Source organism: Bacillus sp. NEAU-CP5, assembly GCF_026420705.1.
In the GTDB taxonomy this organism is placed as follows: Bacteria; Bacillota; Bacilli; order Bacillales; family Bacillaceae; genus Bacillus; species Bacillus velezensis.
Genome location: NZ_JAPMOV010000002.1, coordinates 686,359 through 709,130, shown reverse-complemented (window position 1 = coordinate 709,130; position 22,772 = coordinate 686,359). Strand labels below are relative to the sequence as shown.

The 22,772-nt window shown below is 46.8% G+C and carries 19 protein-coding genes, 2 tRNA genes, 1 pseudogene and 1 other annotated feature; of the genes and pseudogenes, 20 read left to right on the top strand and 2 right to left on the bottom strand.

The window, feature by feature from the left end:
- Nucleotides 1–32: 32 nt before the first annotated feature.
- From OTK50_RS08695 to OTK50_RS08665, 7 genes and pseudogenes are all read left to right on the top strand, one after another.
- A complete protein-coding gene (locus tag OTK50_RS08695; protein ID WP_014418573.1) occupies nucleotides 33–1,118 on the top strand; it encodes a GerMN domain-containing protein in 1,086 nt (361 codons plus the stop codon).
- A 109-nt stretch (nucleotides 1,119–1,227) separates the two neighbouring features.
- A complete protein-coding gene (rph, locus tag OTK50_RS08690) occupies nucleotides 1,228–1,965 on the top strand; it encodes a ribonuclease PH (RefSeq protein WP_224223720.1) in 738 nt (245 codons plus the stop codon).
- A gap of 11 nt (nucleotides 1,966–1,976) precedes the next feature.
- The gene (locus OTK50_RS08685) at nucleotides 1,977–2,573 is read left to right on the top strand and encodes an XTP/dITP diphosphatase (RefSeq protein WP_087920775.1); all 597 of its coding nucleotides are present in this window, start codon (nucleotides 1,977–1,979) and stop codon (nucleotides 2,571–2,573) included.
- A 15-nt stretch (nucleotides 2,574–2,588) separates the two neighbouring features.
- Nucleotides 2,589–3,098: a YfcE family phosphodiesterase gene (locus tag OTK50_RS08680; protein ID WP_224223719.1), complete on the top strand. Its 510-nt coding sequence runs from the start codon at nucleotides 2,589–2,591 to the stop codon at nucleotides 3,096–3,098.
- Nucleotides 3,099–3,211: 113 nt separating this feature from the next.
- Nucleotides 3,212–3,285: transfer RNA gene (locus OTK50_RS08675), tRNA-Arg, on the top strand.
- A gap of 124 nt (nucleotides 3,286–3,409) precedes the next feature.
- Nucleotides 3,410–3,483, top strand: a tRNA-Arg gene (locus tag OTK50_RS08670).
- A gap of 250 nt (nucleotides 3,484–3,733) precedes the next feature.
- Nucleotides 3,734–3,918, top strand: a pseudogene (locus OTK50_RS08665) (hypothetical protein).
- A gap of 39 nt (nucleotides 3,919–3,957) precedes the next feature.
- Here the strand turns inward: OTK50_RS08665 and OTK50_RS08660 are convergent.
- Nucleotides 3,958–4,308 (bottom strand): hypothetical protein, encoded by a 351-nt coding sequence (locus OTK50_RS08660; RefSeq protein ID WP_044801606.1) that lies wholly within the window; start codon nucleotides 4,306–4,308, stop codon nucleotides 3,958–3,960.
- 422 nt (nucleotides 4,309–4,730) lie between these two features.
- Nucleotides 4,731–4,982: a binding site (T-box leader), on the top strand.
- 119 nt (nucleotides 4,983–5,101) lie between these two features.
- On the opposite strand from OTK50_RS08660, the gene ilvB reads away from it, so the two are divergent.
- From ilvB to yihA, 13 genes are all read left to right on the top strand, one after another.
- Nucleotides 5,102–6,826, top strand: a complete 1,725-nt coding sequence (gene ilvB, locus OTK50_RS08655) for an acetolactate synthase large subunit (RefSeq protein WP_224223718.1) — start codon at nucleotides 5,102–5,104, stop codon at nucleotides 6,824–6,826.
- Nucleotides 6,823–7,341 carry an acetolactate synthase small subunit gene (ilvN, locus tag OTK50_RS08650; protein ID WP_045208389.1) on the top strand — a complete coding sequence of 173 codons (519 nt, stop codon included), beginning with the start codon at nucleotides 6,823–6,825 and terminating at the stop codon, nucleotides 7,339–7,341. The genes ilvB and ilvN overlap by 4 nt, the downstream gene beginning before the upstream one ends.
- 22 nt (nucleotides 7,342–7,363) lie before the next feature.
- A complete protein-coding gene (gene ilvC / locus OTK50_RS08645) occupies nucleotides 7,364–8,392 on the top strand; it encodes a ketol-acid reductoisomerase (protein WP_045208388.1) in 1,029 nt (342 codons plus the stop codon).
- The gene (locus tag OTK50_RS08640) at nucleotides 8,379–9,935 is read left to right on the top strand and encodes a 2-isopropylmalate synthase (RefSeq protein WP_007612906.1); all 1,557 of its coding nucleotides are present in this window, start codon (nucleotides 8,379–8,381) and stop codon (nucleotides 9,933–9,935) included. The genes ilvC and OTK50_RS08640 overlap by 14 nt, the downstream gene beginning before the upstream one ends.
- Nucleotides 9,936–9,955: 20 nt before the next feature.
- Nucleotides 9,956–11,053: a 3-isopropylmalate dehydrogenase gene (leuB, locus tag OTK50_RS08635; RefSeq protein ID WP_007612905.1), complete on the top strand. Its 1,098-nt coding sequence runs from the start codon at nucleotides 9,956–9,958 to the stop codon at nucleotides 11,051–11,053.
- 49 nt (nucleotides 11,054–11,102) lie between these two features.
- On the top strand, nucleotides 11,103–12,521 hold the full coding sequence (gene leuC, locus OTK50_RS08630) for a 3-isopropylmalate dehydratase large subunit (RefSeq protein WP_101670112.1): 1,419 nt from the start codon (nucleotides 11,103–11,105) through the stop codon (nucleotides 12,519–12,521).
- A gap of 15 nt (nucleotides 12,522–12,536) precedes the next feature.
- Nucleotides 12,537–13,136 carry a 3-isopropylmalate dehydratase small subunit gene (gene leuD / locus OTK50_RS08625; protein WP_007408146.1) on the top strand — a complete coding sequence of 200 codons (600 nt, stop codon included), beginning with the start codon at nucleotides 12,537–12,539 and terminating at the stop codon, nucleotides 13,134–13,136.
- Between the two features lie 117 nt (nucleotides 13,137–13,253).
- Nucleotides 13,254–14,258 carry a DNA damage checkpoint antagonist DdcA gene (gene ddcA / locus OTK50_RS08620; protein WP_025285063.1) on the top strand — a complete coding sequence of 335 codons (1,005 nt, stop codon included), beginning with the start codon at nucleotides 13,254–13,256 and terminating at the stop codon, nucleotides 14,256–14,258.
- 216 nt (nucleotides 14,259–14,474) lie between these two features.
- On the top strand, nucleotides 14,475–15,749 hold the full coding sequence (gene tig, locus OTK50_RS08615) for a trigger factor (RefSeq protein WP_003152618.1): 1,275 nt from the start codon (nucleotides 14,475–14,477) through the stop codon (nucleotides 15,747–15,749).
- A 271-nt stretch (nucleotides 15,750–16,020) separates the two neighbouring features.
- Nucleotides 16,021–17,283 (top strand): ATP-dependent protease ATP-binding subunit ClpX, encoded by a 1,263-nt coding sequence (clpX, locus tag OTK50_RS08610; protein WP_007612899.1) that lies wholly within the window; start codon nucleotides 16,021–16,023, stop codon nucleotides 17,281–17,283.
- 149 nt (nucleotides 17,284–17,432) lie between these two features.
- Nucleotides 17,433–19,091, top strand: coding sequence for an ATP-dependent protease LonB (lonB, locus tag OTK50_RS08605; protein WP_007612897.1), 1,659 nt, complete (start codon nucleotides 17,433–17,435; stop codon nucleotides 19,089–19,091).
- Between the two features lie 198 nt (nucleotides 19,092–19,289).
- Nucleotides 19,290–21,614, top strand: a complete 2,325-nt coding sequence (gene lon / locus OTK50_RS08600) for an endopeptidase La (RefSeq protein ID WP_224223717.1) — start codon at nucleotides 19,290–19,292, stop codon at nucleotides 21,612–21,614.
- Nucleotides 21,611–22,198, top strand: a complete 588-nt coding sequence (gene yihA / locus OTK50_RS08595; RefSeq protein WP_007612895.1) for a ribosome biogenesis GTP-binding protein YihA/YsxC — start codon at nucleotides 21,611–21,613, stop codon at nucleotides 22,196–22,198. The genes lon and yihA overlap by 4 nt, the downstream gene beginning before the upstream one ends.
- Before the next feature lie 32 nt (nucleotides 22,199–22,230).
- Here yihA and OTK50_RS08590 read toward each other — a convergent pair whose 3' ends face one another.
- A complete protein-coding gene (locus OTK50_RS08590; RefSeq protein ID WP_032873795.1) occupies nucleotides 22,231–22,722 on the bottom strand; it encodes a hypothetical protein in 492 nt (163 codons plus the stop codon).
- Nucleotides 22,723–22,772 lie beyond the last annotated feature (50 nt).

Below are 22,772 nucleotides of genomic sequence, written 5' to 3'. Positions count from 1 at the left end.
TCATAGTACAAACAGCCTTAGGAGGGAAAAGTATGCTGAAAAAAGGACCTGCAGTCATTGCTGCAACATGTCTTACTTCGGCTTTTGTGTTATCTGGATGCGGTTTGTTTCAATCCGATAAAACAGCCGGGGAAATTGACCCGCCTCAAGACATTTCATATGTAAAGGATGAAGCGGGAATTCAGGCAAAACCAAAGCAGTCAGAGAAAAACGGCACTTCTAAAGCCGACCAGCCGGCCAATACAGTCATGCGAGAGCTGTATCTGATTGATAAAAACGGCTATGTCGCAGCACAGACACTGCCTCTTCCGAACAGTGAGGGAACCGCAAAGCAGGCCCTTGAGTATTTGGTTCAGGGAGGGCCTGTGTCAGAAATCCTGCCGAACGGCTTCAGAGCGGTGCTCCCTGCGGATACGACGGTAAATGTCGATATTAAAAAAGACGGCACTGCCGTCGCTGATTTTTCGAAGGAATTTAAAAACTATAAAAAAGAAGACGAACAAAAAATCCTGCAATCGATTACATGGACGCTTACCCAATTCAGCTCAATAGATAAAGTCAAAATCAGAATCAACGGGCACGAGCTGAAAGAAATGCCTGTGGGCGGCACGCCGATTACGGGCGACTTAAGCAGAAAAGACGGGATTAATATTGAAACGGCCGGAGTGAATGATCTGACAGACACCCACCCGCTGACTGTATATTATCTGGCGGAAACAGAGACGAGCGAATACTACGTGCCTGTCACAAAGCGGATTGACAATTCGGAAACAAATGACATCACCGCTGCCGTTGAACAGCTCGCCGACGGACCGGGCAAAGCAAGCGGGCTTTTGACGGACTTTAATAACGATGTTAAGCTTCTCAGCAAGCCGAAAGTAAAAGACGGCCAGGTTACACTGGACTTTAACAGCTCCATTTACGGAAGCGCCGACGAAAAAACAAAAATGGTGTCATCGGGCGTACTGGACAGCATCGTCCTCACGTTAACCGAACAGCCGTCGATCAAAAGTGTTTCTATAAAAGTAAACGGAAAATCAGAACTGGTGAATGAAAAAGGAGAATCCCTTTCAAAACCTGTTTCGAGGCCGTCACAAGTGAATACGGGTAGTTTTTAATTTGCGATTTTTGATATACTAGTAAAAAAGAGGTTAGCGTTCCGGCTGCCTCTTTCTTTATTCACAATCCGGAACAAAAGGTTTATGTACATATAATCGGAGGTAAAATATGAGACACGACGGAAGACAGCACGATGAGCTGCGCCCTATCACATTTGATTTGGATTTTATCACTCACCCGGAAGGCTCTGTTTTAATTACAGCGGGAAATACGAAGGTCATCTGTAATGCATCTGTGGAAGACCGGGTGCCGCCATTTTTACGCGGCGGAGGAAAAGGCTGGATCACAGCGGAATACAGCATGCTTCCCCGCGCGACGAATCAAAGAACGATAAGAGAATCTTCAAAAGGAAAGGTCTCCGGCAGAACGATGGAAATTCAGCGGCTGATCGGGCGCGCGCTCCGGGCCGTCGTTGATTTGGAGAAGCTCGGCGAACGGACGATCTGGATCGACTGTGACGTCATTCAAGCTGACGGCGGAACAAGAACGGCTTCCATTACCGGCGCCTTCTTGGCAATGGCCATTGCGATCGGCAAACTCGTAAAAAGCGGCGTTATCAAAACCTCTCCTGTGACAGAGTATCTCGCGGCCATTTCTGTCGGGATGGATAAAGAAGAAGGCCTTCTTTTGGATCTGAATTATGAAGAGGATTCGGCGGCTGAAGTCGACATGAATATCATCATGACGGGAAGCGGACGTTTTGTAGAGCTTCAAGGGACGGGCGAAGAAGCCACATTCTCCCGTGAAGATTTAAACGGACTGTTAAGTCTTGCCGAAAAAGGAATCCAGACGCTTATTCAAAAGCAAAAAGAAGTGCTGGGAGAAATATTGCCTGAACTGAAATAAGAAAGAGAGGCCTGATCACCGTGAAAGAAGCCATTATTGCGACACATAATCAGGGAAAAGTGAAAGAATTCAAGGAAATACTCGAACCGAAAGGCTACAGCGTCTCTTCTTTGGCGGAAATCGGATTTACGGAAGAAATTGAAGAAACCGGACATACCTTTGAAGAAAACGCCATCTTAAAAGCGGAAGCCGTGGCAAAAGCCGTAAACAAAATGGTCATTGCAGACGACTCCGGTTTATCGGTGGACAACCTTGGAGGCAGACCGGGCGTTTATTCAGCCCGTTATGCCGGAGAAGCAAAAGATGATAAGGCGAATATGGACAAGGTGCTGTCAGAATTAAAAGGCATCGAAAAAGAGCAGCGCACGGCCCGTTTCCGCTGCGCCCTTGCCGTCAGCATGCCGGGGCAGGAAACAAAAACGGTCGAAGGTCATGTTGAAGGGTATATTGCGGAAGGACCCGAGGGGGATAACGGGTTCGGCTATGATCCCATTTTTATTGTAAAAGATAAAGATAAAACCATGGCCCAGCTGACAAGCGCTGAGAAAAACAAAATCAGCCACAGGGCTGAGGCGCTCAAGAAACTGTCAAAGCTGCTTGATTCATAAGGGGGAGCGTATGCAATGAAAGTGCTGATAATAAGTGACAGTCACGGCCTTGAAGACGAGCTGGAGACGATTGCAAAGCGGCACGAAGACGAAGCGGATCTGATGATTCATTGCGGTGATTCAGAGCTTGACGCCGCACATCCGGCACTCACGCCGTATCACACGGTGAAAGGCAATTGCGACTTTGGCGGCGGATTTCAGGATGAACTCCTTCTGGACGCCGGTTCAAAGAAAATTCTGGCCGTTCACGGGCATCTTCACGGCATTAATCAGTCACTTTTAACTGTTTTTTACCGGGCGGAAGAGCTTGGGGCGGATATCGTCTGCTTCGGCCATTCACATATTGCCGGGAGTGAAGTGCTCCGGGGCAAGCTTTTGATTAATCCGGGCAGCATCCGTCTTCCGAGAGTCCGCAATGTGAAAAGCTATGCCATTCTTACTCTTACAGAAAGAGAAGGCGCCGTGACATTTTACGACGAAACGGGTCGGGAATTGAAGGACTTGGGGAATACAATCAGTTTTTAACAAGTGATGGGGGAGATTTCATTCTTCCCCATCAAAAGTTTTTAAAAAAATATTGACTTATGATTTGAACCTGTATATAATAAATCTTGTCGCTGATACATAAAGCAAAAGCTGTCCCAGTAGCTCAGCTGGATAGAGCAACGGCCTTCTAAGCCGTCGGTCGGGAGTTCGAATCTCTCCTGGGACGTACAGAAAAAGAGCTGGTGACATCAGAGTGAAAACTGATGCCGCTGGCCTTTTTTATCGGATGACTATATTGTCAATTCGCTGATATCATGGTAAAATGATCAGCAGAACAATTTATTTTTCATGTCCCAGTAGCTCAGCCGGATAGAGCAACGGCCTTCTAAGCCGTCGGTCGGGAGTTCGAATCTCTCCTGGGACGTATAAAAAACCTCAAGCCCTGACAATGGGTTTGAGGTTTTTTTGTATTTTATTTTTTATTTTACGAAACAAAAGTTCCGTATTTGATGAAAATTGTAAAGTAATTTTAATATAAATGAAACTTAATGTAATATTTACCGTAATAAATATATGTATAAAGATACTTAAGGCGCCCTTGAGTGATAAATTATCTAATTTATATCATGTGTTTTGTCGATTGATGATAGAAAGACAGCAGGAGGAATTAGCTTTTGAAGTACGCATTTGCATATAAAAATCACAATATAGAAACGATCTTTTGCGGAAAAGACGAGCTGTTTGAGGAACTGAAACAATTTTTAATCACTCAATGCGGTTTAATCATTGTTGAGGTTCAAGGGCTGATTACTATACGGAGCAGGAAATGAATCAATGGAATGACCGTTATACTCTGTGAATATGAAAAGAAACCGGCCGTGTGAGACCGGTTTTTGTATCATCTGAATCCGCTCGGAGCGCTGAAGCCCCCGGCATGGCCGCTGAAACCGCCTCCGAGCGCGCCGGGATGGACCCCTGCGCCGAGGCTTCCGCCGACGTCACTGAAGGTTTGGCCGTAGTACCCGGATGTATAAGGGTACGGAACGAATTGCTGTCCGGCGAATGACAGCGTGCTTTGCGGGGTCTGCTGTCCGTATCCGGATGACGGGAATCCCTGCTGAAAAGAAGGGCCGCCTTGATATGGTGCTGTATGCATCGGGGCCGGAGGATAGTAAGACTGCGGTGGTAAGACCGGTAAAGGCGGAAATCCAGGAGGCAGGCCCTGCATGCCTGATAACATCTTATTCATGACATCACTCATTTCTTACGAGATAAGAACAGTGTATGCGTAAGTCTGTATAAAGAGCCTGTTCAATCGAACGGAATATCTGACAAGCATGCCGGAAGGACAGAGAAAAATCGTGTAATAAAATGTGACATATTCGTATATGAACGGAAAAATTTCATGTAATCTTGAGAGATTAATAAAAAAATGATAAAAACTTTTAATATTTACAGATCCCTTTGTACCAGTAATGAAAGCGTATACAAAGTAGATTGATTAATCTAAATTATCTAATAATTATAAAAATGCTGTTGACACTGTCTGCAAACGGGCGTAATATGAGTTCAAACAAAAATAAATAAATGATTCACGCTAAAAAGAAAAATCATAAAACACTGAAAAAACAAACAAATAAAGGTTCTTTTTTAATAAAAGAGCTGCCATAATAAAAAGCGCAGAAGAGGATAAGTAGCTTTGCTGAAGTTTTTCACAGAGAGCCGGTAACGCTGAGAGCCGGTAAAACAAATCAAAGTGAACTCCCCTCAGAGTGCCGGTCTGAAATATGAAGAGTAGGACTCGGCCGAGTGAACGCAATGTTTACTCGTTATCAAAACGGATATTCATTATCCAAGAGACGGTCTGCATATGACCGTAAACAAGGGTGGTACCGCGGAGAGCAAAGCCTTTTCGCCCCTTTTGGCTATCGCATGAAATGCTTGGCTGAATGTGGGTGGGAAGGCTTTTTTATTTGCGTCAGCCGGCGCTGCGTTTTATGAATTGGATTTTAGAAGGGAACATTGAAAAGGAGGAACTGAAAATGGGCACAAATGTACAGGCGGATTCTTTGTCTGCCGATTGTACAAAAACAATGAACGGGGCTCTGATGCTGATTGAATCATTAAAGAAAGAAAATGTCGAGATGATCTTCGGCTATCCGGGGGGAGCCGTCCTTCCGATTTACGATAAACTGTATCAATCAGGGCTGGTCCACATCCTGCCCCGCCACGAGCAAGGCGCGATTCACGCGGCAGAAGGGTATGCGCGAATCTCCGGAAAGCCGGGGGTTGTGATTGCAACCTCAGGACCCGGCGCGACAAATTTAGTTACCGGTCTTGCGGATGCGATGATTGATTCACTGCCGCTCGTAGTGTTTACCGGGCAGGTGGCCACTTCGGTCATCGGCAGCGACGCTTTCCAGGAAGCCGACATTTTAGGAATTACGATGCCGATTACGAAACACAGCTACCAAGTCCGCCGTCCGGAAGATCTCCCCCGTGTAATTAAAGAGGCGTTCCATATCGCCACGACGGGAAGACCGGGCCCGGTATTAATTGATATACCGAAGGATGTCGCAGCATTTGAAGGAGAGTTCAGATATGATCATGAGATCAGCCTTCCGGGTTATCAGCCGGTAAAAGAGCCTAACTATCTGCAGATTCGAAAGCTCGTAGAAGCTGTCAGCAGTGCGAAAAAGCCGGTTATTTTAGCCGGAGCGGGTGTTTTGCACGGTAAAGCTTCAGAAGATTTAAAAAATTATGTTGAACAGCAGCAAATTCCGGTAGCGCACACGCTTCTCGGTCTGGGCGGTTTCCCGGCAGACCATCCTCTATTTCTGGGAATGGCGGGGATGCACGGCACATACACAGCGAACATGGCGCTTTACCACTGTGATTTGTTGATCAGCATCGGAGCGCGGTTCGATGATCGTGTGACCGGAAATCTGCAGCATTTTGCAAAATCGGCCAAAGTAGCGCATATCGATATTGATCCTGCTGAAATCGGAAAAATTATTGAAACGCAGATTCCGGTGGTCGGCGACAGTAAAATCGTCCTTCAGGAATTATTGAAGCAAAACGGAAAACAGGGACAGACAGAGGAATGGAAACAGCAGCTTTCAGAATGGAAAGAAGAATATCCGCTTTGGTATACAGACAACAGAGAAGAGGGCTTGAAACCCCAAAAGCTGATTGAGTATATTCACCAATTCACAAACGGAGAGGCGATTGTGGCGACGGATGTCGGCCAGCACCAGATGTGGGCGGCTCAGTTTTATCCTTTCCGAAAGGCTGATAAGTGGGTGACCTCGGGGGGGCTCGGCACAATGGGCTTCGGCCTTCCGGCGGCTATCGGAGCACAGCTGGCTGACCGTAACGCCACGGTCGTTGCCATCCTCGGAGACGGCGGTTTTCAGATGACCCTTCAGGAATTAGATGTCATCCGGCAGCTGAATCTTCCTGTCAAAGTGGTTATCTTGAACAACGAATGTCTGGGCATGGTCAGACAGTGGCAGGAAATCTTCTATGAAGAACGCTACTCTGAATCCAAATTCTCGGCGCAGCCTGACTTTGTCAAATTGTCAGAAGCCTACGGCATTAAAGGCATCCGGATTTCATCGGAAGAAGAGGCGGAAGAAGAGCTTAAAAAGGCGCTTTCATCAAAAGAACCGGCCGTTATTGACGTCCGGGTCGCCAAAAGCGAAAAAGTATTCCCGATGATTGCGCCGGGTAAAGGACTTCATGAAATGGTGGGGGTGAAACCTTGAAACGCATTATCACATTAACGGTGGTCAACCGCTCGGGAGTATTAAACCGGATCACCGGCCTGTTTACAAAAAGACACTATAATATCGAAAGCATCACTGTAGGCCACACGGAAACAAGCGGTGTTTCAAGGATTACATTTGTCGTCCATGTGGAAGGCGAAAATGACGTAGAGCAGCTGACAAAGCAGCTTAACAAACAAATTGACGTCCTGAAAGTGACGGATATTACAAACCAATCGATTGTACAGCGTGAGCTGGCATTAATCAGAGTTGTTTCCGCACCGTCGGCCAGAACGGAAATCAATGGAATCATTGAGCCGTTCAGAGCTTCCGTCGTTGATGTCTCAAGAGACAGCATCGTCGTTCAGGTTACCGGCGAATCTAATAAAATCGAAGCGCTCATAGAGCTTCTCAAACCTTACGGCATTAAAGAAATCGCGAGAACGGGCACAACGGCTTTTGCGAGGGGAACCCAGCAGAAGGCGTCATCCAATAAAACAATTTCAATTGTATAACACAAAAAAGGGAGAGATTAAAATGGTAAAAGTATATTATAACGGTGATATCAAAGAGAACGTATTGGCGGGTAAAAAAGTAGCGATTATCGGTTACGGTTCACAAGGTCATGCACACGCGCTGAACTTAAAAGAAAGCGGAATTGATGTCATTGTCGGCGTCAGACAAGGAAAATCATTTACACAGGCCCAAGAAGACGGTCATAAAGTCTTTTCGGTAAGAGAAGCGGCTGCCCAGGCTGATATCATTATGGTTCTTCTTCCGGATGAACAGCAGCAAAAAGTATATGAAGCTGAAATCAAAGATGAATTGACGGCGGGCAAGTCATTGGTATTCGCACACGGATTTAACGTCCATTTCCATCAGATCGTGCCTCCTGCTGATGTGGATGTATTCCTTGTCGCCCCTAAAGGACCGGGACACCTTGTCAGAAGAACATATGAACAAGGCGCGGGCGTACCGGCATTGTTTGCCATCTACCAGGATGTATCAGGCGAAGCGAAAGATACGGCTCTTGCTTATGCAAAAGGAATCGGCGGAGCGCGTGCGGGCGTTCTTGAAACAACATTTAAGGAAGAAACGGAAACGGATTTGTTCGGTGAGCAGGCTGTTCTGTGCGGAGGTTTAACGGCGCTTGTCAAAGCGGGTTTTGAAACGCTGACAGAAGCCGGATACCAGCCTGAACTCGCATACTTCGAGTGTCTGCACGAACTGAAGCTGATCGTAGACTTGATGTATGAAGAAGGATTGGCGGGCATGAGATACTCTATCTCCGATACGGCTCAATGGGGAGATTTTGTATCAGGACCGCGTGTAGTCGATGCGAAGGTAAAAGAATCGATGAAACAAATATTAACAGATATTCAAAACGGTACATTCGCAAAAGAATGGATCGTGGAAAACCAAGTGAACCGTCCTCGTTTCAATGCGATCAATGCAAGTGAAAACGAGCATCAGATTGAAAAGGTCGGCAGACAGCTTCGTGAAATGATGCCGTTTGTCAAACAAGGCAAAAAGAAGGAAGCGGTGGTCTCCGTTGCGCAAAATTAATGTTTTCGACACGACCCTTCGTGACGGTGAACAATCCCCCGGGGTCAACCTCAATTCCCGGGAGAAACTGGCGATAGCCAAGCAGCTTGAAAGACTCGGGGTGGACATTATTGAAGCGGGATTTCCCGCTTCATCCCGAGGTGATTTTTTAGCCGTGCAGGAAATCGCAAGAACGATTAAAAATTGTTCGGTAACAGGGCTTGCCCGATCTGTCAAAGGTGACATCGACGCAGCCTGGGAAGCGCTGAAAGACGGGGCCAGCCCGCGGATTCACATCTTTATCGCCACCTCTGACATTCATCTGAAGCATAAGCTGAAAATGACGCGGGAAGAGGTTAAGGAAAAAGCGGTTGAAATGGTGAAGTATGCAAAAGAACGCTTTCCGATCGTTCAATGGTCAGCAGAAGACGCATGCCGCACAGAACTTCCGTTTCTGGCTGAAATCGTAGAAAAAGTGATTGATGCCGGCGCGAGCGTCATCAACCTGCCGGACACTGTAGGTTACCTGACGCCGGCTGAATACGGAAACATCTTTAAATATATGAAGGAACACGTTCCGAATATCAGCCGGGTAAAGCTCTCAGCCCATTGCCACGATGATCTCGGAATGGCGGTTGCCAACTCACTTTCAGCAATTGAGAACGGCGCTGATCAAATTGAATGCGCCATTAACGGCATAGGAGAAAGAGCCGGGAACGCCGCGCTAGAGGAAATCGCCGTTGCGCTTCATGTCAGAAATGACGCGCATCAAGCCGATTCATCTCTCAATCTTCATGAATTGAAGCGGACGAGTGATCTTGTCAGCAAACTGACGGGTATGGCCGTTCCCCGCAACAAAGCAATCGTCGGAGATAACGCTTTCGCACATGAGTCCGGCATTCACCAAGACGGTTTCCTGAAAGAAAAATCAACATATGAAATCATTTCACCGGAACTTGTCGGCGTGACTGCTGATGCACTTGTACTCGGAAAGCATTCCGGGCGCCACGCGTTCAAAGACCGCCTGAATACGCTTGGATTCCAGTTTGATAGTGATGAAATCAATAAATATTTTACGATGTTTAAAGAACTGACCGAAAAGAAAAAAGAAATCACTGATGATGACTTGATTTCTCTTATTTTAGAAGAAAAAGTGACGGACAAAAAAATCGGCTATGAATTTTTGTCTCTGCAAGTGCATTACGGGACGTCTCAGGTGCCGACTGCAACAGTCTCTTTGAAAAATCAGGAAAACGAACAGCTGATGCAAGAGGCGGCAACGGGGGCGGGCAGCGTAGAAGCCGTTTATAATACGCTCGGGCGCTGCATCGATAAAAATATTGAACTGACAGACTACCGCATCCAATCCAACCGGAAAGGCGAAGACGCGCTGGCTCAGGTTTACGTCAGAGTGACCGTGAACGGAAAAGAATCATCAGGGCGGGGAATCGCGCAGGATGTTCTGGAAGCTTCTGCAAAAGCATATTTGAACGCCGTGAACCGGCAATTGGTGCTGGATTGCAATATAGACGGATTAAAGAGACAGACTGCGGTCGGCTCGTAATAGAAAGGAGAACGTTTGATTTGAAAAAACGCATTGCTTTGCTTCCCGGTGACGGAATCGGACCGGAAGTGGCGGAATCAGCGGCAGATGTATTGAAAAGCGTTGCCGAACAATTCGGACATGAATTTGAATTTGAAAACGGACTGATCGGGGGAGCGGCCATTGACGCCCATCAAAACCCCCTTCCTGAGGAGACGGTGGCTCTTTGTGAAAGATCCGACGCCATCCTGCTCGGGGCAGTCGGCGGACCGAAATGGGACCAAAATCCTCCGGAGCTCAGACCGGAAAAAGGCCTGCTCGGCATCAGAAAAAAACTCGGCCTGTTTGCCAATCTGCGTCCCGTGACCGTATTTGAAAGCCTGTCTGAGGCGTCTCCGCTGAAAAAAGAATATATCAGCGGCGTCGACTTTGTAATCGTCAGGGAACTGACGGGCGGCCTCTATTTCGGAGAACCGAGCAGACAGTATGTCAATGAAGCGGGAGAAAAGGAAGCGGTCGATACCCTTTTTTATAAGAAAGAAGAAATCGAACGCGTTGTCAGAGAAGCCTTTAGGATGGCTGCCGGCAGAAAAGGAAAAGTGACGTCCGTTGATAAGGCGAATGTGCTTTCTTCAAGCAGGCTGTGGCGTGAAACAGCGGATGAAATCGCAAAAGAATTTCCTGATGTGACGCTTGAACATATGCTTGTCGATAATGCCGCGATGCAGCTCATCTACGCTCCGAGCCAATTTGACGTCATCGTAACTGAGAATATGTTCGGCGATATTTTAAGCGATGAAGCCTCCATGCTGACAGGCTCGCTCGGCATGCTGCCGTCAGCCAGTTTATCAAGTTCAGGTCTTCACTTGTTTGAACCCGTGCATGGATCTGCGCCTGACATCGCCGGTAAAGGGATGGCCAATCCGTTTGCGGCGATTTTATCAGCGGCGATGCTTTTGAGAACATCATTCGGGCTTGAAAACGAAGCGCAGGCGGTGGAAAAGGCGGTCGCAAAGGTGCTTGCAGACGGCAGTCGTACACGTGATATCGCCCGGGACGGCCAATATGCCGGAACGCATGACATTACTGAAAAAGTAAAAGCCGCATTAGCCGGCTCGAATACAAAATCTATAGTGTGACGCTTTAAAGAAAGCGGTCTTAGTTCATAGGTAGAGGGAGGAAACAAAGATGATGCCTCGAACAATCATCGAAAAGATTTGGGATCGGCATGTTGTAAAAAGCGGTGAAGGAAAACCCGACCTTCTCTATATTGATCTGCACCTAATTCATGAGGTGACGTCTCCTCAGGCGTTTGAAGGGTTAAGGCAGAAGGGAAGAAAGGTCAGACGGCCGCAGAACACATTCGCGACGATGGACCACAATATTCCGACCGTCAACCGTTTTGACATTAAAGATGAAGTCGCAAAGCGCCAAGTAACCGCGCTTGAACGGAATTGCGAGGAGTTCGGCGTCCGTCTTGCGGATCTTCATAGTGCAGACCAGGGAATCGTTCACGTAGTCGGGCCTGAGCTTGGTCTGACACTTCCGGGGAAAACGATCGTTTGCGGAGACAGCCATACATCGACTCACGGCGCGTTCGGAGCGCTTGCCTTCGGTATCGGCACAAGTGAGGTGGAACATGTTCTCTCCACACAGACATTATGGCAGCAACGGCCGAAAACGCTTGAAATCCGCGTTGACGGAACGCTCCAAAAAGGAGTGACCGCGAAGGATGTCATCTTGTCGGTCATCGGAAAATACGGGGTGAAATTCGGTACTGGATATGTCATTGAATACACCGGGGAAGTATTCAGAAACATGTCTATGGACGAACGCATGACCGTCTGCAATATGTCAATAGAAGCGGGAGCACGGGCGGGACTGATCGCTCCTGATGACACGACGATCGAATATTGTAAAAACCGTAAATACGCGCCAAAAGGCGAGGAATTTGAAAAAGCCGCCGCAGAATGGAAAGCGTTAAAAACCGATCCGGGGGCCGTATACGATCATTCCATCGTGTTAGACGGCAGCGAGATTTCTCCAATGGTAACATGGGGCGTCAATCCCGGCATGGTTCTCCCGGTCGATGCCCAAATACCGGCGCCGGAAACGATTGATTCTGAAGACGGTAAAAAAGAAGCCATCCGCGCGTACGAATACATGGGAATCTCACCGAATCAAAAAATTGAAGATATTAAAGTCGAGCATGTGTTTATCGGCTCCTGTACAAATTCGCGGATGACCGATCTTCGCCAGGCTGCGAATATGATCAAAGGCCGAAAAGTCGCCGACAGCGTCAGAGCCATTGTGGTGCCGGGTTCTCAAAGCGTGAAACAGCAGGCCGAAGAAGAAGGGTTGCACCGCGTGTTTCTCGAGGCCGGCTTTGAATGGAGAGAATCAGGCTGCAGCATGTGCCTCAGTATGAACAATGATGTCGTGCCTGAAGGGGAACGATGCGCTTCCACTTCCAACCGTAACTTCGAAGGCAGACAGGGAAAAGGCGCGAGAACACACCTTGTCAGTCCGGCGATGGCGGCAATGGCGGCCATTCACGGGCATTTCGTCGATGTAAGAAAGTTTTATCAAGAAAAAACAGTTGTGTAAGGAGTGCGCGAAAAGATGGAACCTTTAAAAACGCATACGGGAAAAGCGGCCGTCTTAAACCGGATCAACGTCGATACGGACCAGATTATTCCGAAACAGTTTTTGAAAAGAATTGAAAGAACCGGATACGGCAGATTCGCGTTTTTTGATTGGAGATACCTTGAAAACGGTGAGCCTGATCCTGAATTTGAATTAAACCGCAAAGTCTATGAAGGCGCGTCCATATTAATTGCCGGAGAGAATTTCGGCTGCGGATCATCCCGTGAGCACGCTCCTTGGGCGCTGGATGATTACGGCTTCAAAATCATCATTGCTCCGTCATTTGCCGATATTTTTCATCAAAATTGTTTTAAAAACGGTATGCTTCCCATCCGTATGCCGTATGATCAGTGGAAAAAACTCGCCGGTCAATATGAAAATCAGTCTCTTAACATGACGGTTGATTTGGAAAACCAGCTCATTCACGACAGTGAAGGAAAAGAGATTTCATTTGAAGTCGATCCTCACTGGAAGGAAATGCTGATTAACGGTTATGATGAAATTTCATTAACGCTTCTGCTGGAGGACGACATTCAGCAGTTTGAATCGAAAAGAAGTTCTTGGCTTCAAGCCTGAAAAAAGCCGACCGGCATCTGTCCGGCGGCTTTTTTCACCGTGCGCACCATCCTTTCTTGTGTTTCCTGACGCGTGTTGATACACTTGAAAAAAATAGCGCCTGAAAGGAAATAAAGTATGACGCATGACAAGAAAAAAGCTGATATCATTCCTTTCCCCCGTCTGAAAGAACGCTTGGTTGATAAAGGGATGGCCGCCATGAAGGATAAACAGTATCAGGAGGCCCTCGAACTGTTCTCAGAGGCGGTAAGCCACGGCGATACCGAGTCCGACGTACATTTAGGCATGGCGATTTGTTTTCTGGAACTCGGGGAATTGGAAGAAGCAAAACAAGTTTGTGAGAAAATGCTGAATGAAGGGTACGGCCATTATTTCACCGTACTGCAGGTGTACATGACCATTTTAATTCAGCTGAAACAATATGAAGAAGTCAAAAGCACGATTGAAGCTGTGCTGGAAGAAAACCAGCTGCCCGCAGAAAGTGCGGAGCAATTCTACCGGCTGCTCGAATTCAGCCGCAAAATGACCGATCCCGACCAGCAGGATGAAGCGTGGGAGGAGGAATACGAGGACATTCTTGATGCGGAAAAAGTGCTGAACAGCCCCGCTGAACAAATGAATCTGATTCATTCTCTCAAAGACCGCAATATTGCAAAATACACGGGTCTCTTAAAAACGATTCTTCAAGATCCGGGCGCACATCCGCTTATCAAGACGATGATTTTGACGCTGATGGCGGAGCATGACTACAGCAAGCCGGTTCATATTACAAAATTCGGCGATTCAATGACCGCGGTTCCGAGTGAAACGGTTCAGCCTGATGCGGCTCCGGTTTTGCATCGCGTTCTCCGGGTGCTTGATGAAACGCTCGGCAATGAAAACCCTACATTATACGCTGCCGTCGAGGAGCTGTGGAGAAGGCATCTGTACGTCCTGCACCCTTTTATGCCGAAGTTTTTGAACGCAGATTTATGGGCGGCGGCGCTTCATAAGGTCGGTTACGAGATGCACGGCATTGACATTGAGCCGGAGGAACTTCATATGATGTACGAGTTTGACAGCCGCGAACTTGAAGAAGCCTGCACGATGATTAAGGATATTGAAGAAATTTCTTATTTGTAAATCACACCATATAGTTGAAAGCGGTAGGCGTTATGTTATAATATAGTGGTTGTATTTATGTATAGCGGTTTAACTGAAATGAGAATTACGGTTGGACAGGCTGCCAGTTCATTACATAATGATTCTGATTCAAAGCGGTTTTTTCTTTGACAAAGCCGCGGATTGCTTTAGAATGGAAGACCGACACAACCTGAATAGATTTTTGGAGGGAAACACATGTCTGTAAAATGGGAAAAACAAGAAGGCAACGAAGGCGTATTAACGGTTGAAGTTGATGCGGATACGTTCAAAACAGCTCTTGATGATGCATTTAAAAAAGTAGTAAAACAGGTTTCTATTCCTGGATTCCGCAAAGGGAAAGTTCCCCGCGGTTTATTCGAACAGCGTTTCGGCGTTGAAGCTCTTTACCAGGATGCTTTAGATATTTTACTTCCTGTAGAATACCCTAAAGCGGTTGAAGAAGCCGGCATTGAGCCTGTAGACCGCCCTGAAATCGATGTTGAAAAAATCGAAAAAGGCGAAAGCTTGATTTTCACTGCAAAAGTGACTGTGAAACCGGAAGTGAAACTTGGCGACTACAAAGGCTTAGGAATCGAAAAAGATGACACTGCCGTTACTGACGAAGATGTACAAAACGAACTTAAAGCGCTTCAAGAGCGTCAGGCTGAGCTTGTCGTGAAAGAAGAAGGCGCTGTTGAAAACGGCGATACAGTCGTTCTTGACTTCGAAGGTTTCGTTGACGGCGAAGCGTTTGAAGGCGGAAAAGCTGAGAACTACTCACTTGAAGTAGGATCAGGTTCATTCATCCCGGGCTTCGAAGAGCAGTTAACAGGCCTTGAAGCAGGCGCTGAAAAGGATGTTGAAGTAACATTCCCTGAAGAGTACCACGCTGAAGAGCTTGCTGGAAAACCAGCTGTTTTCAAAGTGAAAATTCATGAAATCAAAGCGAAAGAGCTTCCTGAGCTTAACGACGAATTCGCAAAAGACATTGACGAAGAAGTTGAAACGCTTGCTGAATTAACTGAGAAAACAAAAAAACGCCTTGAAGAAGCAAAAGAAAACGAAGCTGACGCTAAATTGCGTGAAGAGCTTGTTCTGAAAGCATCTGAAAACGCTGAAGCTGATGTTCCTCAAGCGATGATCGACACTGAGCTTGACCGCATGCTGAAAGAATTCGAACAGCGTCTGCAAATGCAAGGCATGAACCTTGAGCTTTACACTCAATTCTCAGGCCAAGACGAAAACGCGTTAAAAGAGCAAATGAAAGAAGATGCCGCAAAACGCGTAAAATCAAACCTGACTCTTGAAGCGATCGCTCAAGCTGAAAACCTTGAAGTAACAGACGAAGAAGTTGAAGCTGAGCTGACTAAAATGGCTGAAGCTTACAACATGCCGGTTGAAAACATCAAGCAGGCAATCGGTTCAACTGACGCGATGAAAGAAGATTTAAAAGTTCGAAAAGCAATTGATTTTCTTGTAGAAAACCGTTAATATGGTTCATAATAATAGACATAATAAAACAGGGCGCGATTAATTCGTGCCTTGTTTTGTACAATTATGATATAACTCTTTTTCTTGGGGCAAGATAGTCATTGCCGGGCTGTTTTTCGTCATACATATAGAATGTGCAAGTGCGAAACACATTGTTACCGTCTTACTGGAAAGTATGGTAAAATGCAATACATACTCGATCGTAGCAAGAACCGTTTTCTTTTGCCCTTCAGGTAAAAGAAAAAGTGAGACAAGATTAAGGGGTGAAAGAATGTTTAAATTCAACGAGGAAAAAGGACAATTGAAATGCTCGTTCTGCGGAAAAACGCAAGATCAGGTTCGTAAGCTGGTTGCAGGACCGGGTGTATATATATGTGACGAATGTATTGAGCTCTGTACAGAAATCGTAGAGGAAGAGCTTGGTACGGAAGAAGAAGTCGAATTTAAAGACGTTCCGAAGCCGCAGGAAATCCGCGAGATTCTGAATGAATATGTCATCGGACAGGATCAGGCGAAGAAATCACTTGCGGTTGCGGTATACAACCATTACAAACGCATCAATTCCAACAGTAAAGTGGATGATGTCGAGCTTTCTAAAAGTAATATTTCTTTAATCGGACCGACTGGAAGCGGGAAAACACTTCTTGCCCAGACGCTTGCCCGTATTCTGAACGTGCCGTTTGCGATCGCGGACGCTACATCTCTGACTGAAGCCGGATATGTCGGTGAGGACGTAGAAAACATCCTCCTCAAGCTGATTCAGGCAGCAGACTATGATGTGGAAAAAGCAGAAAAAGGCATTATTTATATCGATGAAATCGATAAAGTAGCGCGAAAATCTGAAAACCCGTCTATTACACGCGACGTATCAGGCGAAGGTGTTCAGCAGGCGCTGCTGAAAATTCTTGAAGGAACGGTTGCAAGCGTGCCGCCTCAAGGAGGACGCAAACATCCTCATCAGGAGTTCATCCAGATCGATACGACGAACATTCTGTTCATTTGCGGCGGTGCATTTGACGGCATTGAACAAATCATCAAACGCCGTCTCGGACAAAAAGTCATCGGTTTCGGCTCAGATAATAAAGCGGCAGACCTGGAAAAAGAAGAACTGCTTTCTAAAGTTCTTCCGGAAGACTTGCTCCGTTTCGGGCTGATTCCTGAATTCATCGGCCGTCTTCCTGTCATTGCAAGCCTTGAGCAGCTTGACGAAACGGCACTGGTCGAAATTCTGACTAAACCGAAAAACGCACTCGTCAAACAATACCAGAAAATGTTAGAACTTGATGATGTCGAGCTTGAATTTGAAGACGAGGCATTATCTGAAATTGCGAAAAAAGCGATCGAGCGAAAAACAGGCGCACGCGGCCTGCGTTCTATCATTGAAGGCATCATGCTTGACGTCATGTTTGATCTGCCGTCCCGCGATGATATTGAAAAATGTGTCATTACCGGAGCGACAGTCGCAGACGGTGAAGCACCGCGTCTTGTATTAAAAGACGGCACAGTTGTCGGCCAAGATAAAACATCAGCATAACATGACAAAACCTCCTGACTCGAATTGATCAGGAGGTTTTTTTCTTGTCCTGACCCTTCTGAAAATGTTTATTCCGGGCTTTGCTGGGAGATACTAGCGGACAGAGGAATGAATTGGATACATAAATCGTTTTTTCAGGAGGGACCAGCATGAGTTGGACAGGGATCGCATTATTTGTACAGCTGTTTTTCGGGATAGTCATCGGATTATATTTTTGGAATCTGCTCAAAAACCAGCGTACACAAAAAGTGACGATAGATAAAGAATCAAAAAAAGAAATGGAACAGCTGCGCAAAATGCGCGCCATCAGTTTATCAGAACCCTTATCAGAAAAGGTGCGGCCGAAAAGTTTTCAGGACATTGTCGGTCAGGAAGACGGAATTAAAGCGTTAAAAGCAGCGCTTTGCGGACCGAACCCGCAGCACGTCATTATTTACGGTCCTCCGGGAGTCGGAAAAACGGCTGCGGCGCGGCTGGTATTGGAAGAAGCGAAAAAACATAAACAGTCACCGTTTCAAAAGCAGGCTGTTTTTGTTGAACTTGATGCGACGACCGCGCGGTTTGATGAACGGGGGATTGCCGATCCGCTTATCGGTTCAGTGCATGATCCGATTTATCAGGGAGCGGGTGCGATGGGCCAAGCAGGCATTCCGCAGCCGAAACAGGGGGCTGTGACCCATGCTCACGGCGGGGTATTGTTTATTGATGAAATCGGCGAGCTTCATCCGATTCAGATGAATAAAATGCTGAAGGTGCTTGAAGATCGAAAAGTATTTTTAGACAGTGCGTATTACAGTGAAGAAAATACGCAAATACCGAATCACATTCATGATATTTTTCAAAATGGGCTTCCGGCAGATTTCCGTTTGATCGGAGCGACAACGAGAATGCCGAATGAAATTCCGCCGGCCATCCGTTCGCGCTGTCTTGAAGTATTTTTCCGCGAGCTGGAAAAGGATGAACTTAAAATCGTTGCGAAAAAAGCAGCCGACAAAATTCAGAAAGAGATTTCTGACGAAGCTCTCAGTGTGCTGACCACATATACGAGAAACGGACGTGAAGCCGTCAATATGATCCAGATCGCCGCCGGCATGGCGGTGACTGAGGACAGACAAGAAATTACGACAGAAGATATAGAATGGGTTGTTCATTCCAGTCAGCTTACACCTAAAAATGAGCAGAAAATCGCCGATGAACCGCAAGTCGGCATCGTGAACGGACTTGCTGTCTACGGGCCGAACAGCGGCGCATTGCTGGAAATCGAAGTGAATGTCACACCTGCGCAGGACAAAGGAAGCCTGAATATCACGGGAATTGCAGAGGAAGAAAGCATCGGCAGCCAATCGAAGTCGATCCGCCGCAAAAGCATGGCGAAGGGATCTGTGGAAAATGTTCTGACGGTTCTGCGCACAATGGGCATCAAACCTTCAGACTATGACATTCACGTCAATTTTCCTGGCGGAGGCCCGATTGACGGACCTTCAGCAGGTATCGCGATGGCCGCAGGGATTTTTTCTGCGATTCACCGCATCCCGATCGACCATACAGTGGCGATGACGGGAGAAATCAGCCTGACGGGGCTTGTCAAACCGATCGGCGGCGTCATTCCGAAAATTAAAGCCGCAAAACAGGCCGGAGCAAAAACGGTCATTATCCCATATGAAAATCAGCAGTCCATTCTGAAACGAATAGACGGAATCACCATTAAAGCGGTAAAAACGTTCCAGGAAGTGCTGGACGTCATATTGGTTGACCCTCCTTCAGAACAAAAACCGTTTGATATCCAAATGAATAAAGAATCCGTATAAACCCCATTTTTATAATGGGGTTTTTTTATGGAGGACATCTTTTCCTTTTTCAGAACAGAAAGAAAGGGTATACTACGAAGAGACTGTTTTATATACAGGGCAGGCGGATAAGCCGATTTTGCCCGATCCCGGAATTGTACAACGATGAAAAAGTTGTATTATAATGGTTCATACTAAAGTCACGGAGGTGTCAGTCACATGGCAGAAGATACAAAACGCAGCATCCCGCTCCTCCCTTTAAGAGGCTTATTGGTATACCCGACAATGGTTTTACATTTAGATGTAGGCCGTGACAAGTCGGTTCAGGCTCTTGAACAGGCAATGATGCATGATCATATGATTTTTTTAGCCACTCAGCAGGATATTTCGATAGACGAACCGGGTGAAGAGGATATTTTCGCCGTCGGCACTTATACAAAAATTAAACAGATGCTGAAGCTGCCCAACGGTACGATCAGAGTGCTTGTAGAAGGAATTCAGCGGGCGCAGATCCTTGAATACACCGAGCTCGAAGATTATACTTCGGTCGATATACAGCTGATGCATGAGGATGATTCAAAAGACGTGGAAGACGAAGCGCTTATGCGGACGCTGCTGGACCATTTTGACCAGTACATAAAAATTTCTAAAAAAATCTCCGCAGAAACGTATGCGGCTGTGACTGATATTGAAGAGCCCGGCAGAATGGCGGATATCGTCGCTTCTCATCTCCCGCTGAAATTAAAGGACAAGCAGGACATTTTAGAAACGGCGGATATTAAAGAACGTCTGAATAAAGTCATCCGTTCCATTCATAATGAAAAAGAAGTGCTGGAGATTGAGAAAAAAATCGGTCAGCGCGTCAAACGTTCGATGGAACGCACTCAAAAGGAATACTACTTGCGTGAACAGATGAAAGCCATTCAGAAGGAGCTTGGCGACAAAGAAGGAAAAACCGGCGAAGTTCAGTCGCTCACGGAAAAGATAGAAAAAGCAGGCATGCCTGAGCGTGTCAAAGAAACGGCGCTTAAGGAATTAAGCCGTTACGAAAAAGTGCCGTCAAGCTCAGCGGAAAGCTCTGTTATCCGCAACTATATTGACTGGCTCATCGCCCTTCCGTGGTCGGATGAAACAGAAGATAAACTTGATATTAAAAAAGCCGGGGAAATCTTAGATAAAGAGCACCACGGCTTAGAGAAAGTGAAAGAGCGGATTTTGGAGTATTTGGCCGTGAAACAGCTGACGAAAACGCTGAAAGGGCCGATTCTTTGTCTGGCCGGACCTCCGGGAGTCGGTAAAACATCTCTTGCAAAATCAATCAGTACGAGCATGGGGCGCCGTTTTGTGAGAATTTCACTGGGCGGAGTGCGCGATGAGTCTGAAATCCGCGGGCACCGGCGCACATACGTCGGAGCGATGCCGGGCCGTATTATACAGGGGATGAAAAAAGCCGGCAAACAAAATCCGGTCTTTCTCCTGGATGAGATCGACAAAATGTCGTCTGATTTCAGAGGCGATCCGTCTTCGGCGATGCTTGAGGTGCTGGATCCGGAACAAAACAGCACATTCAGCGACCACTATATTGAAGAGACGTTCGATTTATCGAAAGTGCTGTTTATCGCGACTGCGAATAACCTTGCTTCCATACCGGGACCTCTCAGAGACAGAATGGAGATTATCAGCCTGTCAGGCTACACTGAAAACGAAAAGCTGGAGATCGTGAAAGACCACCTGCTTCCGAAACAAATCAAAGAGCACGGGCTCACAAAGAGCAACCTGCAGATTCGGGATCAGGCGATTACGGACATCATCCGCTACTATACGAGGGAAGCCGGCGTGAGAACGCTTGAACGCCAGATTGCCGCCATTTGCCGAAAGGCTGCAAAAGCCATTGTGTCTGAGGAGAGAAAACGCATTACCGTTACAGAGAAAAATCTGGCCGACTATCTCGGAAAACGGATATTCAGATACGGACAGGCGGAAACCGAAGATCAAATCGGGGTTGTCACGGGGCTTGCGTATACGACGGTCGGCGGAGATACGCTGTCAATCGAAGTGTCATTGTCACCGGGAAAAGGAAAGCTGATTCTGACCGGGAAGCTTGGAGATGTCATGCGGGAATCAGCGCAGGCCGCTTTCAGTTATGTCCGCTCGAAAGCGGAACAGTTCGGAATCGACCCGAAATTCCATGAGAAGTATGACATTCATATCCATGTCCCTGAAGGAGCGGTGCCGAAAGACGGCCCTTCTGCCGGAATTACGATGGCCACGGCGCTCGTTTCAGCATTAACGGACCGTGCGGTAAAACGCGAAGTCGGTATGACGGGAGAAATCACGCTGCGGGGCCGCGTGCTTCCGATCGGCGGACTGAAAGAAAAGGCGCTCGGTGCGCACAGAGCGGGCCTGACTACTATTATTGCGCCTAAAGATAACGAAAAAGATATAGAGGATATTCCAGAAAGCGTCAGAGAAGGACTGAAGTTTATATTCGTTTCTCACCTGGATGACGTTTTGGAACATGCCTTAGTAGGAGAGAAGAAATGAAAGTCACAAAGTCAGAAATCGTGATCAGCGCGGTCAAACCCGAACAGTACCCTAATGGGGGGCTTCCGGAAATCGCGCTGGCGGGAAGATCAAATGTAGGAAAGTCATCTTTTATCAATTCATTAATCAATCGGAAAAACTTGGCCAGAACGTCATCAAAACCGGGGAAAACACAGACCCTAAACTTTTACATCATCAATGATGAATTGCATTTTGTCGACGTTCCAGGGTACGGATTTGCGAAAGTTTCCAAAAGTGAGCGGGAAGCATGGGGGAGAATGATTGAAACCTATATGACGACCCGCGAAGAGCTGAAAGCCTGCGTGCAGATTGTCGACCTCAGACACGCGCCGTCTGCTGAAGACGTGAACATGTATGAATTCCTGAAGTATTACGGCATTCCCGTCATCGTTATCGCGACAAAAGCGGATAAAATTCCAAAAGGAAAATGGGACAAGCACTTAAAGGTTGTCAAACAGACGCTTGATATGGATCCTGAAGATGAGCTGATTTTATTTTCCTCTGAAACGAAAAAAGGCAAAGATGAAGCATGGGGAGCCATTAAAAAAATGATCAGCCGGTAATGAAAAACCCAAAACGCAGTGCGTTTTGGGTTTTATCGTATAGTTTTGTTCCGCTTGATAAACAATAATAAAAGGCTGATTCCGATGAAAACATACGGCCAGTATGTTTTGAAGTGTTCCGTCGGAATATGGACGGACTCCAGCCATGCCGTAATTTGTTTAAAGAAGTATAAAAAGAGGGAAAAACCAATCATGGCAACCGCTTCGTATACATATTCTTTTCTGGCTGCCGCAAATAAGGAGAATCCGAAGACGAAGAGAATCATTTCAAAATCTCCCGGCCACCATGAGAGCTCAGGTTTGGCGAAAAAGTGTAAACCTATGCCGAAAAGAAGCATGCCGATCAGGACGTGAGGCCCGGCCGCTTCCTTTTTGCCCTGGTACGAGAGCATGGCGCCCAAGAGCATAAGGAGCACCGGCCATTCCCCCTGATTCGCAAACAGGTGAACCTGTCCGCTCTGAAGCCATGCGAATAATGAAGCGGCAAGCAGAAGTCCCGGTAATAAAATTGATGTTTTTTTCATCCTGTCACCTACCCGCAGTAAAGGATTTTTAGTATGATGATTACAGTGGA

What these genes read in the sequence shown, in the direction of transcription:
- OTK50_RS08695 (WP_014418573.1), top strand. Translation starts at nt 33, where the DNA reads ATGCTGAAAAAAGGACCTGCAGTCATTGCTGCAACATGTCTTACTTCG.
- rph (WP_224223720.1), top strand. Translation starts at nt 1,228, where the DNA reads ATGAGACACGACGGAAGACAGCACGATGAGCTGCGCCCTATCACATTT.
- OTK50_RS08680 (WP_224223719.1), top strand. Translation starts at nt 2,589, where the DNA reads ATGAAAGTGCTGATAATAAGTGACAGTCACGGCCTTGAAGACGAGCTG.
- OTK50_RS08660 (WP_044801606.1), bottom strand. Translation starts at nt 4,308, where the DNA reads ATGAATAAGATGTTATCAGGCATGCAGGGCCTGCCTCCTGGATTTCCG.
- ilvB (WP_224223718.1), top strand. Translation starts at nt 5,102, where the DNA reads ATGGGCACAAATGTACAGGCGGATTCTTTGTCTGCCGATTGTACAAAA.
- ilvC (WP_045208388.1), top strand. Translation starts at nt 7,364, where the DNA reads ATGGTAAAAGTATATTATAACGGTGATATCAAAGAGAACGTATTGGCG.
- leuC (WP_101670112.1), top strand. Translation starts at nt 11,103, where the DNA reads ATGATGCCTCGAACAATCATCGAAAAGATTTGGGATCGGCATGTTGTA.
- leuD (WP_007408146.1), top strand. Translation starts at nt 12,537, where the DNA reads ATGGAACCTTTAAAAACGCATACGGGAAAAGCGGCCGTCTTAAACCGG.
- ddcA (WP_025285063.1), top strand. Translation starts at nt 13,254, where the DNA reads ATGACGCATGACAAGAAAAAAGCTGATATCATTCCTTTCCCCCGTCTG.
- tig (WP_003152618.1), top strand. Translation starts at nt 14,475, where the DNA reads ATGTCTGTAAAATGGGAAAAACAAGAAGGCAACGAAGGCGTATTAACG.
- clpX (WP_007612899.1), top strand. Translation starts at nt 16,021, where the DNA reads ATGTTTAAATTCAACGAGGAAAAAGGACAATTGAAATGCTCGTTCTGC.
- lonB (WP_007612897.1), top strand. Translation starts at nt 17,433, where the DNA reads ATGAGTTGGACAGGGATCGCATTATTTGTACAGCTGTTTTTCGGGATA.
- lon (WP_224223717.1), top strand. Translation starts at nt 19,290, where the DNA reads ATGGCAGAAGATACAAAACGCAGCATCCCGCTCCTCCCTTTAAGAGGC.
- yihA (WP_007612895.1), top strand. Translation starts at nt 21,611, where the DNA reads ATGAAAGTCACAAAGTCAGAAATCGTGATCAGCGCGGTCAAACCCGAA.
- OTK50_RS08590 (WP_032873795.1), bottom strand. Translation starts at nt 22,722, where the DNA reads ATGAAAAAAACATCAATTTTATTACCGGGACTTCTGCTTGCCGCTTCA.